Here is a 15264-nt window from a genome sequence, read left to right on the forward strand (position 1 = left end):
AATGTCAATTCTTGATAACGCGTGTCAGCACGCGAAGAGCCCCCGAACACCATGGTGTCGGGGGCTCTTGCGGGTGCTGAGTCCGGTTGGCTACTTGGCCTTTTCGAGGATCTCGACCAGCCGCCAGCGCTTGGTGGCCGACAGCGGGCGGGTCTCCATCAGCGAGACGCGGTCGCCGATGCCGGCGTCGCCCTTCTCGTCGTGGGCCTTGACCTTCTTGGTGGTGCGGATGATCTTGCCGTAGAGCGGGTGGCTCTTACGGTCTTCGAGCTCGACCACGATGGTCTTCTGCATCTTGTCGCTCACCACGTAACCGATAGCGGTCTTGCGCCGGCCGCGCTGCTCTTCGGCGCGCGGTGTGCGCTTGGGCCCCTTGGGCTTTGCCTGGTCTTGTTTGGAAGCCATTACGAATCCTCACCTACGGGCCCGGACGCCAGGCCCAACTCACGTTCGCGCAGCACGGTGTACACCCGCGCGATTTCCTGACGCACCGTGCGAAGCCGGCGGTTGTTGCTCAGCTGACCGGTAGCCATCTGGAAGCGCAGGTTGAACAGCTCTTCCTTGGACTCGCGCAGCCGCTCCTTGAGTTCGTCGTCGGTCAACTCGCGCAGTTCGCCCGGCGTCACTCCCACTGCCATCAGAAGTGCTCCTCTCGGGTAACGATGCGTGCCTTGATCGGCAACTTGTGGATCGCGCGGGTAAGTGCGGCCCGCGCGGTTTCTTCGTCGGGGTAGCTCAGCTCGAACAACACCCGGCCCGGCTTGACGTTGGCCACCCACCACTCCGGCGAGCCCTTACCGGAGCCCATCCGGGTTTCGGCGGGCTTCTTGGTTAGCGGGCGATCCGGGAAGATGTTGATCCACACCTTGCCGCCACGCTTGATGTGCCGGTTGATGGCGATACGGGCGGACTCGATTTGGCGGTTGGTGATGTAGGCGTGCTCCAGTGCCTGGATGCCGTAGTCACCGAAACTCACCGTGGTGCCGCCGCTGGCGAGACCGCGTTGCCGCGGGTGATGTTGCTTGCGGTGCTTGACCTTACGGGGAATCAGCATTGTCAGCTCTCTGTCTTCTCAGTCGTGGTCTCCGCGGCGGCACCGGCAGCGGCCTCGGTGCCCGCTGCGGCCTCAGCCGCTGCAGGGGCAGCTTCGGCGCCGGCAGCGGCGCGGCTGGCCTCGGTGCCCGTGGCGGTGGTGCCCGATGCACCGCTGCGGCGCGGGCGGGTACCCGACGGGCGCTCGCGACGTGGCCGCTCCGAGGGCGGCGCCACCGTCAACTCGCGCTTGCCGCCGACGATGTCGCCCTTGTAGATCCACACCTTCACGCCGATGCGGCCGAACGTCGTCTTCGCCTCGTACAGGCCGTAGTCGATGTCGGCGCGCAGCGTGTGCAGCGGCACCCGACCCTCGCGGTAGAACTCCGAACGGCTCATCTCAGCGCCGCCGAGACGGCCCGAGCACTGCACGCGGATGCCCTTGACGTTGGGCTGACGCATCGCCGACTGGATCGCCTTACGCATGGCGCGGCGGAACGCGACGCGGTTGCTCAACTGCTCGGCGACGCCCTGAGCCACCAACTGTGCCTGGGACTCCGGGTTTTTCACCTCGAGGATGTTGAGCTGGACCTGCTTGCCGGTCAGCTTCTCCAGGTCGGCGCGGATGCGGTCGGCCTCGGTGCCGCGGCGGCCGATCACGATGCCCGGCCGGGCGGTGTGGATGTCGACGCGCACCCGGTCGCGGGTCCGCTCGATCTCCACGTCGGCGATGCCGGCCCGCTCCAGGCCGGTGGCCAGAAGCCGCCGGATCGCGACGTCTTCCTTGACGTAGTCCTTGTACTGCTTGTCTGCATACCACCGGGACTTCCAGCCGGTGGTGATACCGAGCCGGAAGCCGTGGGGATTGATTTTCTGGCCCACTACTCCGAGCCCTCCTTCGCGTCGGACGCTTCAGCAGTCTTCTTGGCGGCAGCCTTCTCAGCCGGCGCCTTCTTGGCGGCAGCCTTCTTGGCCGGCGCCTTTTCAGCGGTTGCCTTTTCGGCGGTCGCCTTCTTCGCAGGTGCCTTCTTCGCGGGCGACTTCTTGGCGGCGGCAGCCTTGCTGCCCTGCGCCCGGCGGGCCCGAGACGCGCTGGCCGACCTGCCGCCCCCGTCGTCCTTGGACGGACGGCTTTCCAGGATCACCGTGATGTGGCTGGTGCGTTTGCGGATCCGGAACGCACGGCCCTGCGCGCGGGGCCGGATGCGCTTGGCGGTCGGGCCCTCGTCGGCGTGGATGGTGGCCACCACCAGGGTGGACGGATCCAGGCCGTCGTTGTTCTGGGCGTTGGCGGCCGCGCTGGCGATCACCTTGGCGACCGGCTCGCTGGCCGCCTGCGGCGCCCACCGCAGGATGTCGAGCGCATCGGCCACCGGCTTACCGCGCACCAGGTCGATGACGCGGCGCGCCTTCATCGGCGACACGCGCACAAACCGCGCCTTGGCGACGGCGGTCGGATATTCAGTCGTCGTAGTCATTTAGCGCCTCTTCGCCTTCCGGTCATCCTTGATGTGACCCTTGAAGGTGCGGGTCGGTGCGAACTCACCGAGCTTGTGCCCGACCATCGACTCGGTGACGAACACCGGGACGTGCTTGCGGCCGTCGTGCACCGCGAAGGTGTGTCCGATGAAGTCGGGGATGATCGTCGAGCGACGCGACCAGGTCTTGATGACCTGCTTGGTGTTCTTATCGTTCTGAACGTCGACCTTCTTGAGCAGATGGTCGTCGACGAACGGACCCTTTTTCAGGCTGCGTGGCATCGTCTACTCCTACCGGTGATGCTTCTTGCCCGTGCGACGGCGTCGAACGATGAGCTGGTCGCTTGGCTTGTTGGGCTTGCGGGTACGGCCCTCGGGCTTACCCCACGGGCTGACTGGGTGGCGGCCGCCGGAGGTCTTGCCCTCACCGCCGCCGTGCGGGTGGTCGACCGGGTTCATCACGACACCACGGACGCTGGGACGATGGCCCTTCCACCGCATCCGGCCGGCCTTGCCCCAGTTGATGTTGACCTGTTCGGCGTTGCCGACCTCGCCGACGGTGGCGCGGCAGCGCACGTCGACGCGGCGGATCTCACCGGAGGGCATCCGCAGCGAGGCGTAGGTGCCCTCCTTGCCGAGCAGCTGGATGCTCACACCCGCCGAACGGGCCAGCTTGGCGCCGCCGCCGGGCCGCAGTTCCACGGCGTGGATCACGGTACCGGCCGGGATGTTGCGCAGCGGCAGGCTGTTACCGGGCTTGATGTCGGCGTTGGGACCCGACTCCACCACGTCGCCCTGCGACAGACCTTGCGGCGCAATGATGTAGCGCTTCTCGCCGTCGAAGTAGTGCAGCAGCGCGATGTGGGCCGTGCGGTTGGGGTCGTACTCGATGTGCGCGACCTTGGCGTTGATGCCGTCCTTGTCGTGACGACGGAAGTCGATCACCCGGTACGCGCGCTTGTGCCCACCGCCCTTGTGCCGCGTGGTGATCCGGCCGTGCGCGTTACGCCCACCCTTGCCGTGCAGCGGACGCACCAGCGACTTCTCCGGATGGTCGCGAGTGATCTCGGCGAAATCGGAGACGCTGGCACCGCGACGACCCGGGGTCGTCGGCTTGTACTTGCGAATTGCCATGTTTCTCTAGGTCTCTCTGATCCCCGGGCTAAGCCGGTGCTCCGAACAAATCGATGGGCTTGCTTCCCTCGGCCAGCGTGACGATGGCCCGCTTGGTGTTCTTGCGCTTGCCGTAACCGGTGCGGGTGCGCTTGCGCTTGCCCTGCCGGTTGGCGGTGTTGACCGACGCGACCTTGACCTTGAAGATCTTCTCGATAGCGATCTTGATCTGGGTCTTGTTCGAGTCCGGGTGCACGATGAAGGTGTACACGTTGTCCTCGATGAGCCCGTAGGACTTCTCCGAGATGACCGGGGACAAGATGATGTCGCGGGGGTCAGTGACGGTCGCCATCAGGCCGACACCTCCTCATTGCTGTTCGAGCTGATGTACGCGTTGAGGGCCTCGACGCTGAACACCACGTCGTCGGCCTTCAACACGTCGTAGGTGTTGAGCTGATCCGGCGAAATCACATGCACGCCAGGAAGGTTGCGCACGCTCTTGACGCTGGTCTCGTCGGTGCGCCCGATCACGACCAGCACCTGCTTGCGGTCGGTCAGGGTGGCCAGGAAGCTCTTGGCGCTCTTGGTCGACGGCGTCTGGCCCTCGACCAGTTCGGTGACCGCGTGGATGCGGCCGTTGCGCGCCCGGTCCGACAGCGCGCAGCGCAGCGCGGCCGCGATCATCTTCTTCGGGGTGCGCTGGCTGTAGTCGCGCGGTTTCGGGCCGTGCACGATGCCGCCGCCGGTGAACTGCGGCGCCCGGATCGAACCCTGGCGGGCGCGTCCGGTGCCTTTCTGCCGGTACGGCTTCTTGCCGCCGCCGCGCACCTCGGCGCGGGTCTTGGTCGAGTGCGTGCCCTGGCGAGCCGCGGCCTGCTGCGCGGTCACCACCTGGTGCATCAGTGCGATGTTGGCGTCGACGTCGAACAGCGCGGCGGGCAGCTCGACCGAGCCGTCCGTCTTGCCGCCCGGGGTGTGGACGTCAATCTTGAGGGTGTTGGCAGCCATATCTACTTCTCGCCTCGCTTGATTGCGCTGCGGACCATCACCAGACCGCCGTTGCGGCCGGGGATGGCGCCCTTGATCAGAATCACGCCGTTTTCGGCATCGACCTTGTGCACCAACAGGTTCTGCGTGGTGACGCGATCATTGCCCATCCGGCCCGCCATCCGGGTGCCCTTGAACACCCGGCCCGGCGTCGCGCAGCCGCCGATGGAACCGGGGCGGCGGTGCACGGCCTGGGCGCCGTGGCTGGCGCCCTGACCGGAAAAGCCGTGGCGCTTCATCGTGCCCGCGAAGCCCTTGCCCTTGCTGGTGCCGGTGACGTCGACATAGCTGCCGTCGCTGAAGATCTCGGCGGTCAGCTCCTGGCCGATCTCGTACTCGGCGGCGGCGCCGTCGTCGAGCCGCAGCTCGGCGAGATGGCGGCGGGGGTTGACGCCCGCGGCGTCGTACTGACCCTTCAGCGGTTTGTTCACCTTGCGCGGGTTGATCTCGCCGTAGGCCAGCTGCACGGCGCTGTAGCCGTCGCGCTCGGCGGTGCGGATGCGCGTGACGACGTTGGGACCGGCCTTGACGACCGTCACCGGCACGACCCTGTTGTTCTCGTCGAACACCTGCGTCATGCCCAGCTTGGTGCCCAGAATGCCTCTCCTAGCCATTTCTCTGGAATCTCCTACTGGATGTTGACGTCAACGCTGGCCGGCAGGTCGATACGCATGAGCGCGTCGACCGTCTTCGGCGTCGGGTCGAGGATGTCGATCAGTCGCTTGTGTGTACGCATCTCGAAGTGCTCCCGCGAGTCCTTGTACTTATGCGGTGAGCGGATGACGCAGTACACGTTCTTCTCGGTTGGCAGCGGCACCGGGCCGACCACGCTGGCGCCCGTGCGGGTGACCGTCTCGACGATCTTGCGCGCCGAGGCGTCGATCGCCTCATGGTCGTAGGCCTTGAGCCTGATGCGGATCTTCTGTCCCGCCACGCTTCTCCTACCTCACTACTAACGGGCCCCTGCTGGGCCTGGTCTGTAACCCGCGCGCCAAGACCAACCCGGTCGCGCGGGCGTTGCCGCCGCTGTTTTCCTGTCTATGGTTCACCGGCCCCCGCGCTCGGGTGTGTCGCCCTCACGCGTATCCGTTCGCGTCGGAATCCGCCGCGATCGTTATTTGGGACCGGACGCGCCCGCTTGGGGCGCTGGTCGTATGCCCCGCCAGGCGCGAACCTGGCTCAAGGCAACCCGAACAGTATGCCTTAGATCGCAGCCTCGGCCAAATTCGCCCGAAGGGACAAAAGGGCGGCAAAGTGCGAGAAGTTCTCACCATTACGTCGGCCTCGACACCGCCTTGACCAGGCTACCCGGTCCGCGCCGGGCACCCGGCTACCTTACTGCGGAGTAAGGTAGCCGCTCATGGCCGCCGCGACCACGACGTATCGCATCTGGCAACGCCTCTCCGAGCGCCCCGGCGGCAGCCGCCGGACTTCGCGTCGATCACCGACGGGGTCGACGTCGTGGTGCCCGTCAGCGTCGTCCACAAGGCCGGCACCGAGGTCGTCCACGCCGAGATCACGTGCTGGGTGACGCCGGCCCAGCGGTCACCGAGACCGACGTAATGGTGAGGTCTACTCGTACTTTTCCGCCCGTATGCCCCTTTGTGCGTCAAGCGGGGCCTAGCCCAGGGCAGCCCAGAACGGGCACTGGTGGCGCTCCTCGAACGTCGTGACCACCCGGCTGCCGTCGGGCTGCAACAACATCCGCTTCCCCGCGACCTCATCGCCCAACTCCGGCCAGCCCGAACCCGGTGAGCCGGTGGACACGAACTCGCTCCAGTAGTCGATCATCTGCTCGGAAAGCCGCTGCTGCGCTGCGGTCAGCGCCGGCGCACCGCCGACGTCGAACAAATAGCGCAGCTCCAACGAGTGCCCGGCGCCGATCGGCAACGGCGCCGCACGCAACGGTTCCGGCGCCGGCGCGTTGGGGTCGTCGAACTCGTAGGAGTACACGGCCTGCTCGTCAGCAAGCGAATCGGCCATCCGGTCGGCGACGCAGGCGAAGATCCCGTCGGTCGTCGCAGCCGAATACGCCAGCGGCACACTGTTTTCGAAGTGCTCCGGTGAATACCGTTGCGCCACAGCCGCTGCGTGCGGGCCGAACGCCTCGGTGAGCAGTTCGAGATAGTGCACCGCGTCGATCGGGCGACCGCGCACGTAGCTCAGCGCGGTGAACAAGTTGAACTCGTCAGCCGTCGTCCCGACCACCACCGGCACGGGCGCCGCGCGCCCCTGCGCGAAGCCGGTGAGCGGATCCACCGGAAGCGTCGCCGTTCCGGTCACCGGACCGCTCAACTGTTCAGTGCCGATGCGGTCATAGAACAGGGCGCGCGCCAGCTTGTCGGCCGGCAACGCACGCAGGCACTGCGCGGCGACGACGGCGTCGGTGCATCCGGCTTCGGCGGCGTACCGCAGGCTGACCTCCTGGGCGGCCGGAAGTTCGTACTGGGCGTGGCACGGCGCGCTCTGGATGATCGCCGCCTGAAACAACCCGGCCGAGTCGGGGGCGACGAGGTGGTCGCAGACCGCCATGCCGCCCGCGGACTCCCCGGCGATTGTGACCTTCTGCGGGTCGCCGCCGAACCCGGCGATGTTGTCGCGCACCCACCGCAGCGCCGCCTGCTGGTCGGCCAGCCCGTAGTTGCCGACGTCGGCGCCCTCGCCCAACGCGGGGTGCGCGAGGAATCCCAACGCACCCAGCCGGTAATTGAGGGTGACGACGACGATTTCGCCGCGGCCGGCCAACGCGCGCGCGTCGTAGATGTCGCCGCTGCCGTTGGTGAAGCCCCCGCCGTGGATCCACACCATCACCGGTCGAAGCTCGTCGGACGGCGGCGGCGTCCACACGTTGAGGGTCAGGCAGTCCTCGCTGGTGGGCCGGCCGTCGACGTCGTTGGTGGCGTCCTGGATGCAACGTGGGCCGGGACGGGTGGCGTCGCGCAGGCCCTCCCAACTGCTCACCGGTTGCGGCGGGCGCCAGCGCAGCGGGCCGACCGGGGCTGCGGCATAAGGGATTCCGGCAAAGTAGCGGTGATCGGAGGAGACGGTGCCGCGCACCGCGCCCGCGTCGGTCTGCACGACCCCGGGGGCGGCGGGCACGTCGACGACGGCGGTGCCGCCCGGTGCGCACGAGCAGAGCACGACCAGCGCCACGGCCACCGCCATGACCTTGGCCGTGACCGCGCGAAGCGTTGCCGAGGGCACGGGGTCCGAGACTACTGACACCGTCTGGGTGCCAGCGTGTGCTTCGTCACATATACTGGTAACTTGACACCCGTCAAGTTAGGTCGAGCGCGATGGAGGAGCCTGTATGAGCACGCCGACGATGGATGAGGCCGCCAAGGTCCTGGCGGATCCGAAGGCCTACGCCGACGACAAGCGGCTACACGCGGCGCTTACCCATTTGCGGGCGAACAACCCGGTCGCCTATGTCGACAACCCGCCGTACCGGCCGTTCTGGGCGATCACCAAGCACGCCGACATCATGGACATCGAGCGCGCGAACGATCTCTGGTTGTCTGAGCCCCGGCCACTGCTGGCCACCGCGGAGGCCGACGACCTCGCCAAGGAGCAACTCGCGGCCGGCATGGGCTTGCGCACGTTGATCCACATGGACGACCCGCACCATCGCAAGGTGCGCGCGATCGGCGCAGATTGGTTCCGCCCCAAGGCGATGCGCGCGCTGAAGACCCGGGTCGACGAGTTGGCCAAGCACTATGTCGACAAGATGGCCGAAGTGGGGCCGGAGTGCGACTTCGTCACCGAGGTGTCGGTCAACTACCCGCTGTACGTGATCATGTCGCTGCTCGGCCTGCCCGAGGAGGACTTCCCGCGCATGCTGCGGCTCACCCAGGAGCTGTTCGGCGGCGACGAGGACGAATACAAGCGCGGCACCACACCCGAAGAGCAGATGCAGGTGCTGATGGACTTCTTCGACTATTTCCGGCAACTGACGGAGTCGCGCCGTGCCAACCCGACCGACGATCTGGCCTCGGCGATCGCCAACGGCCGCGTCGACGGGGAACTGCTCTCCGACGTCGACTGCCTGTCGTACTACGTGATCGTGGCCACCGCCGGGCATGACACCACCAGCCACGCGATCTCCGGTGGGCTACAGGCGCTGATCGAGAACCCCGATCAGCTTGCGCGGCTGAAGGAGAACCCGGATCTGATGCCCACCGCGGTCGAGGAGATGATCCGCTGGACCACCCCGGTCAAGGAGTTCATGCGCACTGCTGCCGAAGACACCGAGGTACGCGGCGTTCCGATCAAGCAGGGCGAATCCGTCTACCTCGCTTACGTTTCCGGTAACCGCGACGAGGACGTGTTCGATGAGCCGTTCAAGTTCGATGTGGGCCGCGACCCCAACAAGCATGTCGCGTTCGGCTACGGGGTGCACTTCTGTCTGGGCGCGGCGCTGGCCCGGATGGAGATCAACAGCTTCTTCTCCGAACTGCTGCCCCGGCTGGATTCGATCGAGTTGGCCGGCCAACCGGAGTTGACGTCGACGGTGTTCGTCGGCGGGCTCAAGCACCTGCCTGTGCGTTACTCGCTGCGCTGAGCGGAGCGCTTCGTTCTGGCGTGGGTGGCCAGAAAGCCGTCGACTGCCGCCTCGGCGCACCGGCGGTAGTCGAAATCGGCGACGGTGGAAAGCCTTCCGAGGATCAGCGGACCGATGAGCAGTGCGATCGCCTCGATGCGATCGATTTCCTCGAGGTCATCGGCGGCCTGCGGGCTGTCGAAGATGGCGTCGAACGGCGCCGAGTACATCTGGATGATGTGCGCTCGCAGCGAGCCGACGGCATCTGAATCCGCCTGCCGCACTTCGGAATATGCACCGGCATCGGGCCCCGAGGCCAGCCAGGTCATCGCGGTCAGGGTGGTGGGCACCTCGGCGATCGTCTCGGCCCACCCCGCGACCACCGCCAGCAGCTGATCTCGCACGCCACCTTCGGCAGGTGGCATCGGCGCCGGCTGCAGCAGGCTCATGAAGGCCGCGGCGAGCAGTTCGTTGGCGCTGGAGAAGTGGCGATACAGGGTGGCCCGCGCTACGTTGGCGCTGCGGGTGACCGCGTCGATCGTGACGGCATTCGGGCCGCCCGAACGCAGCAGTTTCGCCGCGGCTTCAAGCAGGCGAGCCCGTGACCGGGCCGGCCGAGGATCTTCGGTGGTCATGGTTTAGCCGACCTCCCTTGCGGAAACAATACCATCGGTCTCGCTACGAGACTGTTAGTCTCGAAACTCCCAGCCGAAGGAGCTCGACGCATGGTCGACACCATTTCACGGTCCGACCAGGATCTCGCCGACGGCGTGTCTAACCTGTCGTCACGCTCGCGCCTCTGGTTGCTGACGGTCGCCTGCATGGGCGTGTCCCTGGTGATTTCGTCCATGGTCGCGCTGAACACGGCGCTGCCCGACATCGCGGTGGAGACGTCGGCGACGCAGGCCCAGCTGACCTGGGTCGTCGACGGCTACACCCTGGTGCTGGCCTGTCTGTTGCTGCCCGCGGGCGCCATCGGGGACCGTTATGGGCGCCGCGGCGCGCTGCTGATCGGGCTGGCCGTGTTCACTCTTGCGTCGGCCGCCCCCCTGATCTATGACAGTCCCTTGGAGCTGATCGTCGCGAGGGCCGTCGCGGGGGCCGGCGCGGCTTTCGTCATGCCGGCCACGCTGTCACTGTTGACGGCGGCATATCCGAAGGCCGAGCGCACCAAGGCCGTTGGCATCTGGGCCGGCGTGGCCGGTTCGAGCGCGGTGATCGGTTTCATGGGATCCGGTGTCCTGCTGCTGTTTTGGTCGTGGCCGTCCATCTTCTGGGCGTTCGCCATATCCGGTGCGGTCCTGTTCATTCTGACGTGCACGGTCGCCTCGTCACGCGACGAGCGGGCGACGCCGTTGGACTGGCCCGGTGCGGTTCTGATCGGCGGCGCGCTCGCCATCTTCGTTTACGGGTTGATCGAGGCGCCGATCCACGGATGGAGCCATCCGATCGTCTACGGCTGCATGGCGTTCGGTGTGGTGCTGGCGATCGTATTCGCGGTCGTCGAGTTGCGTCGTACCCATCCGCTTCTCGACGTGCGACTGTTCGCGCGCCCCGACTTCGCCACCGGAGCGGTGGGCATCACCTTCTTTTTCCTCGCCAACTTTGGATTCTTCTTCATCTCGATGCAGTACATGCAGTTGCTGTTGGGCTACAGCCCGCTCAAGACGGCGCTTGCGCTGGCGCCGTTGATAGTTCCCGTGTTGGTGCTGAGCATCACGACGCCGTGGTACCTGCCCCGGCTGGGTTTGCGCGCCGTGGTTTCCACCGGCCTGCTGCTGATCGCGGTGGGCTTGTTCTGCACACGCATCCTCGAATTGGACTCACCGTACATCGATCTCGCGTGGCCACTGCTCATCATGGCGACCGGCATCGGGTTGTGCACGGCGCCGACGACGTCGGCGATCATGGGCGCGGTTGACGACGAGAAGCAGGGCGTCGCATCCGCGGTCAACGACACGACCCGCGAAATCGGCGCGGCCGTCGGCATCGCGCTGGCGGGATCGGTGTTGGCCGCCCAGTACGGCGACCGCCTGCAGCCGCACTTGCAAGCGCTGCCGGATGCGGTGCGCGAGGCGGCGTCGAGTTCCTTGGCCGAGGCACTGGAGGTGGCCGCGCGGCTGGGACCGCAGGGCGCTGCGCTATCGCAGGCCGCACAGGCGGCGTTTCTCGACGCCATGCAGGTGTCGCTGATGGTGCTGGCGATCGTCACGGCTGCGGCGGCGGGCTTCGTCGCGGTCTGGTCTCCGGGCCGTGACGGCCAGCAACTGCGGATCATCCGATCCCTCGCGAGCAGACGCAAAAACCCCTCGAAACGGCCAAATCTAGGGCCTTTTGCGTCTGCTCGGCGGAAGAAATCAGGCCCCGAGGAACTCCGCGGCGCGGTGCCCCAGCATCACGATGGTGGCGTGCGGGCCGCGGCTGGTGATCGTCGGTAGCACCGACCCGTCGACCACCCAGAGGCCGTCGACGCCGCGGACCCGGCATCGCGGGTCGACGACGGCCGCGGGGTCGTCGTCCAACCCCATCGGCGCGGTGCCGCACAGATGCTGCGAGGTGGACCACGACACCGCACCGACATCGGTTGTGTCGTCGACCAATTCGCGGGCCAGCTCGGCGCCTGCCTGCAGCTGGGCCACGTCGTCGGGTTCGCTGTCGTAGCGGTGCTCGATGGTCGGCGGTACGGTCGGGTCTGCTGACGTGACGGTGACGCGGCCCCGCGAACGCGGTTGCATCAACGTCACACCGAGGTGCGGCCGGTCGGCGGGATCGTTGCGGCGCCCGCTCACCATCGCACCGAAACCCGCTGTGTAGGGCCTGATCTCGAGTCTATCGGCGGTGGTCAGCACCGCCTCCAACGGTAGCGCCCCGCGGCTGGGCGACCAATTCACCGGCAGCACCCACTCCGGGTGATCGGCGGTGGATGCGCCGACCGGGAGCGCCGCCCGCACCGGGATACCCGCTGTGCGCAGGACGTTCTCGGGTCCGACACCTGACAGCATCAACAGATGCGCTGAGCCGATCGCACCGGCGCACAACACGATTCGATCTGCGGTCAGCTCGACAGGGCCATTCGGACCGATACAGTCCAGCCCTGTTGCCCGGCCCCGGTCGATGCGAACCCGCGCGGTCCGGTGGTGGGTCAACACGGTGAGGTTCGGCCTGCTCATCGCAGGCTGCAGGAACGCCCCGCCGGGCCCCACCCGGGTGCCCTCCTCGATGTTCAGGGGGACCGCGCCGATGCCGGCGGGCAGCGGGGCATCGGCCGTCGACCCGTTGAGGTCGGGTATCCAGGGATATCCGGCGCCGATCGCCGCATCGACGAAAGCGGCGGTGCAGCCCTCGAATTCGGCGACCCGGCGCACCGAGATCGGCCCGGCCGACCCGTGGATCGGGGTGTCGAAGTCCAGGTCGGTCTCGATCGCCTGGAAATGCGTGAGCACCTCCTCCCACGTCCAGCCCGGCAATCCCCAGCCGTCGAAGTCGGTCGGCAGGCCGCGACAGAAGTAGCCGCCGTTGACCGCGCCCGATCCGCCGACGACCGCACCGCGCATGATCTGTGCGTGGCGTTGCGGCGACGTCGTCAGCGTCGTCGGATACCTGCGCACCACCGAACTGGCCGCGCCGATCGGCAGCCGCCGCCCGTCTTCGATCTGGATGAGCACCTGTGGATCCGATGGTCCGGGCCCCGCCTCAACCACGGTGACGCGACGCGAGGCGTCCGTCGAAAGGCGTTCAGCCAACACCGATCCGGCACTTCCTGCACCGACAATGAGTACGTCGCTGTGCAAGGCGGTACGTCAGGTCCTGATCTGGGGCTTGAGCGCACCGAAATGGCGTTCCCGTACCACGCCGGTCCACAGACCGGTTCCGTAGGCGATGTCGTCGAGTCGTTTGAGCAGGATGTAGGTGAGCAGGCCGATGGGTTTGGCGTCCTCCTCGGCCTTGCTGTTGCGGCCGATCCAGTCCACCACCCCGTCGACCACCGCAGCCACCAGCACCACCTGCCGACATCGTCGCGACAGCAGTGCGGCGATCAGCGCGACCGGCCAGTAGTGCCGGCAGATCGCCGAGGCCAGTTGCAGCGCCGCCGACCACAGCCCGTGTGCGGCCACCACCGCGACTTCTTTAGGTTCGGTCTCCACCGTGGACAGCGACCTGGCGATGCGACGACCGGTGATGGTGGCAACCACCATCGAGGCCAGATATCCGAAGCCCGAGCCCATCACCAGCAGCATCCACACCACCAGCGTCCACCCGGAGATCACCAGCGGAGCCGTCTTGCCGGGATGGCGCACCGCAAGCGGCGCCGCCGCCGAACCGTAGAAAGACTTGCGCGAGAACCACTCTCGGACCTGCGTCCGGTGATCGTGGGCGACGAGCGCGACCGGCTCATAACGCAGCCGGGCACCCGCCTCGATCAACCTCCAGCACAGGTCGACGTCTTCGCCGGACCGCAGTGTCTCGTCGAATCCGCCGATCTCCTTGAGCACCGAACGACGGCAGATGATCGCCGCGCTGGGGACGTAGGACACGGTGCCGTAAGGCACGACGGGCGCCTCCCGGACGCCGAGGTCCAGTGAGGAGCGCACGGCCTCGTAGCGCGCAACGGTGCTGACGGGTTCGCGCAGTCCGACGATGCGCGGGGCGACCAACGCGACCGCCGGGTCGCAGAAGTGGCCCAGCAGCGCCTCCAGCCACCCGCGCCGGGGCACCACGTCGGAGTCGAGGAAGGCCACGTAGTCGGTGCCGCACGCCGCCATACCGGCGTTGCGCGCTGCCGCCGGGCCCCTGCTCCGGTCGTGGCGCAGCACGGTCACGTCACAGTGCATGTCCGTGAAGTCGGACTGCTGGACCGGGACGGCCGACCCGTCGTCCACGACGGTGACGCGCAGCCCGCGCAGCGAGGCTATCAGGCGATGCAGTCCGGTTATGTTGTCGCGCACCGGGATAACGACTGTCACATCCCGGTGTGAGGGTCCGGTGGCTGGCCGCGGATGCGCGACGGTCGCGTCGAGCAGGGTGCGTGCGAGCTGCGCGCTGACGGCGTCGTGCACTTCGAGGCGGCCCGCGTTGAGCATGGTCCGTGCGGCCGGCGCCAGGCGCAGCAGCCGGGTGGGGGAACCGCCGAGCAGTGCGGAGCCCTCGCCGAGCACCTTGACGCGGCGATCCACCTGGATCGCGAACCCGTCGGGCAGCCGCGGGCCCGTCATATCAGCATCCCGTCCGGCCGCGGCGCCCAGCGCAAGATCTGTTGCAAACAGCCGTCGACCATGGTCGCGAACAGCTGCGCGCCCTCCTGGGCGGACGCGGTGGTGGGATCGCCGAGGACACCGACCTCGCTGACCGCGGCGACACCGCCGCTGCGCAGCTGGGGCATGAGCTCCGTCAACGGCGCCCGGTTGCCGGGCACGCGTTCGTCGAGCCATACGTCCTGCGGTGAAAGATGCAGCAGGACAGAGGTTTCGGTATGCCCAGCGTGTGCGTCGGCGTTCGCCACGCTGCACGAGCACCACCCGGCATCGCGGCCTTCGTCCCGAAGCAGCGTCGTCGCGCTGACCAAGGCATCGACGTTTCCGCCGTGGCCGTTGACGAAGACGACGCGCGAGGCCCACCGCGAAGCCGACCGGCCGAACTCCAGCAGCAAAAGGTGCAGGGCCGAGGTTCCGATCGAGACGGTGCCGGCAAAGCCCTCATGCTCGCCGCTGGCGCCGTACCCGATCGCCGGCGCGACCATCCAGTTCAATTCATCTCGGTCGGCCATGCGCTGCCCGACGGCGTCGGCCACCGCGGCCGCGATGCGGGTGTCGGTGTCCAGGGGCAGGTGCGGTCCGTGCTGTTCGGTGGAGCCGACCGGAACGATCAACGCCGATGACGCGCTTCGTAGCTGCCTCGACGTCACGTTGCCGAGCGCGCGAAGGGAAGCCACCCGCCGATGGTAGGCCGAATTCACCTGTCGTGCGCCGATTGTTGGCGCATGCGTAGCAATTGATTCTCCGAAATCGACGCCAACGACAGCCGAGTCACCACGCCAGTCCCCTGCGCCACGCCTGT

The 15264-nt window shown here is 67.3% G+C and carries 18 protein-coding genes; 2 read left to right on the forward strand and 16 right to left on the reverse strand.

Annotated features, from left to right (window positions below):
• Positions 1–90: 90 nt before the first annotated feature.
• From rpsQ to ABQE93_RS09805, 12 genes are all read right to left on the reverse strand, one after another.
• Positions 91–405: a 30S ribosomal protein S17 gene (gene rpsQ, locus ABQE93_RS09750; protein WP_448392780.1), complete on the reverse strand. Its 315-nt coding sequence runs from the start codon at positions 403–405 to the stop codon at positions 91–93.
• Complete coding sequence (gene rpmC / locus ABQE93_RS09755) at positions 405–638, reverse strand: 50S ribosomal protein L29 (protein ID WP_064345597.1); 234 nt, start codon at positions 636–638, stop codon at positions 405–407. Before rpmC ends, rpsQ begins: the two co-directional genes overlap by 1 nt.
• Positions 638–1054 carry a 50S ribosomal protein L16 gene (rplP, locus tag ABQE93_RS09760; RefSeq protein WP_046753689.1) on the reverse strand — a complete coding sequence of 139 codons (417 nt, stop codon included), beginning with the start codon at positions 1052–1054 and terminating at the stop codon, positions 638–640. Before rplP ends, rpmC begins: the two co-directional genes overlap by 1 nt.
• Positions 1055–1056: 2 nt before the next feature.
• The gene (gene rpsC / locus ABQE93_RS09765; protein WP_448392779.1) at positions 1057–1914 is read right to left on the reverse strand and encodes a 30S ribosomal protein S3; all 858 of its coding nucleotides are present in this window, start codon (positions 1912–1914) and stop codon (positions 1057–1059) included.
• Complete coding sequence (rplV, locus tag ABQE93_RS09770) at positions 1914–2510, reverse strand: 50S ribosomal protein L22 (RefSeq protein ID WP_448406765.1); 597 nt, start codon at positions 2508–2510, stop codon at positions 1914–1916. Before rplV ends, rpsC begins: the two co-directional genes overlap by 1 nt.
• A complete protein-coding gene (gene rpsS, locus ABQE93_RS09775) occupies positions 2511–2792 on the reverse strand; it encodes a 30S ribosomal protein S19 (protein WP_260992268.1) in 282 nt (93 codons plus the stop codon). It lies immediately after the preceding gene.
• 9 nt (positions 2793–2801) lie between these two features.
• Positions 2802–3644, reverse strand: a complete 843-nt coding sequence (gene rplB / locus ABQE93_RS09780) for a 50S ribosomal protein L2 (RefSeq protein WP_448406764.1) — start codon at positions 3642–3644, stop codon at positions 2802–2804.
• Between the two features lie 28 nt (positions 3645–3672).
• The gene (gene rplW / locus ABQE93_RS09785) at positions 3673–3975 is read right to left on the reverse strand and encodes a 50S ribosomal protein L23 (protein WP_448392776.1); all 303 of its coding nucleotides are present in this window, start codon (positions 3973–3975) and stop codon (positions 3673–3675) included.
• The gene (rplD, locus tag ABQE93_RS09790; RefSeq protein ID WP_448406763.1) at positions 3975–4631 is read right to left on the reverse strand and encodes a 50S ribosomal protein L4; all 657 of its coding nucleotides are present in this window, start codon (positions 4629–4631) and stop codon (positions 3975–3977) included. Before rplD ends, rplW begins: the two co-directional genes overlap by 1 nt.
• 2 nt (positions 4632–4633) lie before the next feature.
• Complete coding sequence (gene rplC, locus ABQE93_RS09795; protein ID WP_448406762.1) at positions 4634–5284, reverse strand: 50S ribosomal protein L3; 651 nt, start codon at positions 5282–5284, stop codon at positions 4634–4636.
• Positions 5285–5298: 14 nt separating this feature from the next.
• On the reverse strand, positions 5299–5604 hold the full coding sequence (rpsJ, locus tag ABQE93_RS09800; protein WP_003883485.1) for a 30S ribosomal protein S10: 306 nt from the start codon (positions 5602–5604) through the stop codon (positions 5299–5301).
• 686 nt (positions 5605–6290) lie between these two features.
• Entirely contained in the window at positions 6291–7835 is a 1545-nt protein-coding gene (locus ABQE93_RS09805; RefSeq protein ID WP_448407252.1) for a carboxylesterase/lipase family protein, read from the reverse strand.
• Positions 7836–7980: 145 nt separating this feature from the next.
• Here ABQE93_RS09805 and ABQE93_RS09810 point away from each other — a divergent pair, with 145 nt between their 5' ends.
• Positions 7981–9231: a cytochrome P450 gene (locus tag ABQE93_RS09810; protein WP_448406761.1), complete on the forward strand. Its 1251-nt coding sequence runs from the start codon at positions 7981–7983 to the stop codon at positions 9229–9231.
• Here the strand turns inward: ABQE93_RS09810 and ABQE93_RS09815 are convergent.
• A complete protein-coding gene (locus ABQE93_RS09815) occupies positions 9216–9845 on the reverse strand; it encodes a TetR/AcrR family transcriptional regulator (protein WP_448406760.1) in 630 nt (209 codons plus the stop codon). The two genes, ABQE93_RS09810 and ABQE93_RS09815, sit on opposite strands and share 16 nt — an antisense overlap.
• A 90-nt stretch (positions 9846–9935) precedes the next feature.
• Between ABQE93_RS09815 and ABQE93_RS09820 the strand changes: the two genes are divergently transcribed.
• Positions 9936–11648, forward strand: a complete 1713-nt coding sequence (locus tag ABQE93_RS09820; RefSeq protein WP_448406759.1) for an MFS transporter — start codon at positions 9936–9938, stop codon at positions 11646–11648.
• On the opposite strand, the gene mftG is transcribed toward ABQE93_RS09820, so the two are convergent.
• Genes mftG through mftE form a run of 3 tightly spaced genes read right to left on the reverse strand, consistent with a single transcriptional unit; the run spans position 11568 to position 15163 of the window.
• Positions 11568–13001 (reverse strand): mycofactocin dehydrogenase MftG, encoded by a 1434-nt coding sequence (mftG, locus tag ABQE93_RS09825; protein WP_448406758.1) that lies wholly within the window; start codon positions 12999–13001, stop codon positions 11568–11570. The genes ABQE93_RS09820 and mftG overlap by 81 nt on opposite strands.
• A 9-nt stretch (positions 13002–13010) precedes the next feature.
• Positions 13011–14423 carry a mycofactocin biosynthesis glycosyltransferase MftF gene (mftF, locus tag ABQE93_RS09830; RefSeq protein ID WP_448406757.1) on the reverse strand — a complete coding sequence of 471 codons (1413 nt, stop codon included), beginning with the start codon at positions 14421–14423 and terminating at the stop codon, positions 13011–13013.
• Positions 14420–15163 carry a mycofactocin biosynthesis peptidyl-dipeptidase MftE gene (mftE, locus tag ABQE93_RS09835; protein ID WP_448406756.1) on the reverse strand — a complete coding sequence of 248 codons (744 nt, stop codon included), beginning with the start codon at positions 15161–15163 and terminating at the stop codon, positions 14420–14422. Before mftE ends, mftF begins: the two co-directional genes overlap by 4 nt.
• Positions 15164–15264: the final 101 nt, after the last annotated feature.

Source organism: Mycolicibacterium sp. XJ662 (assembly GCF_053484035.1).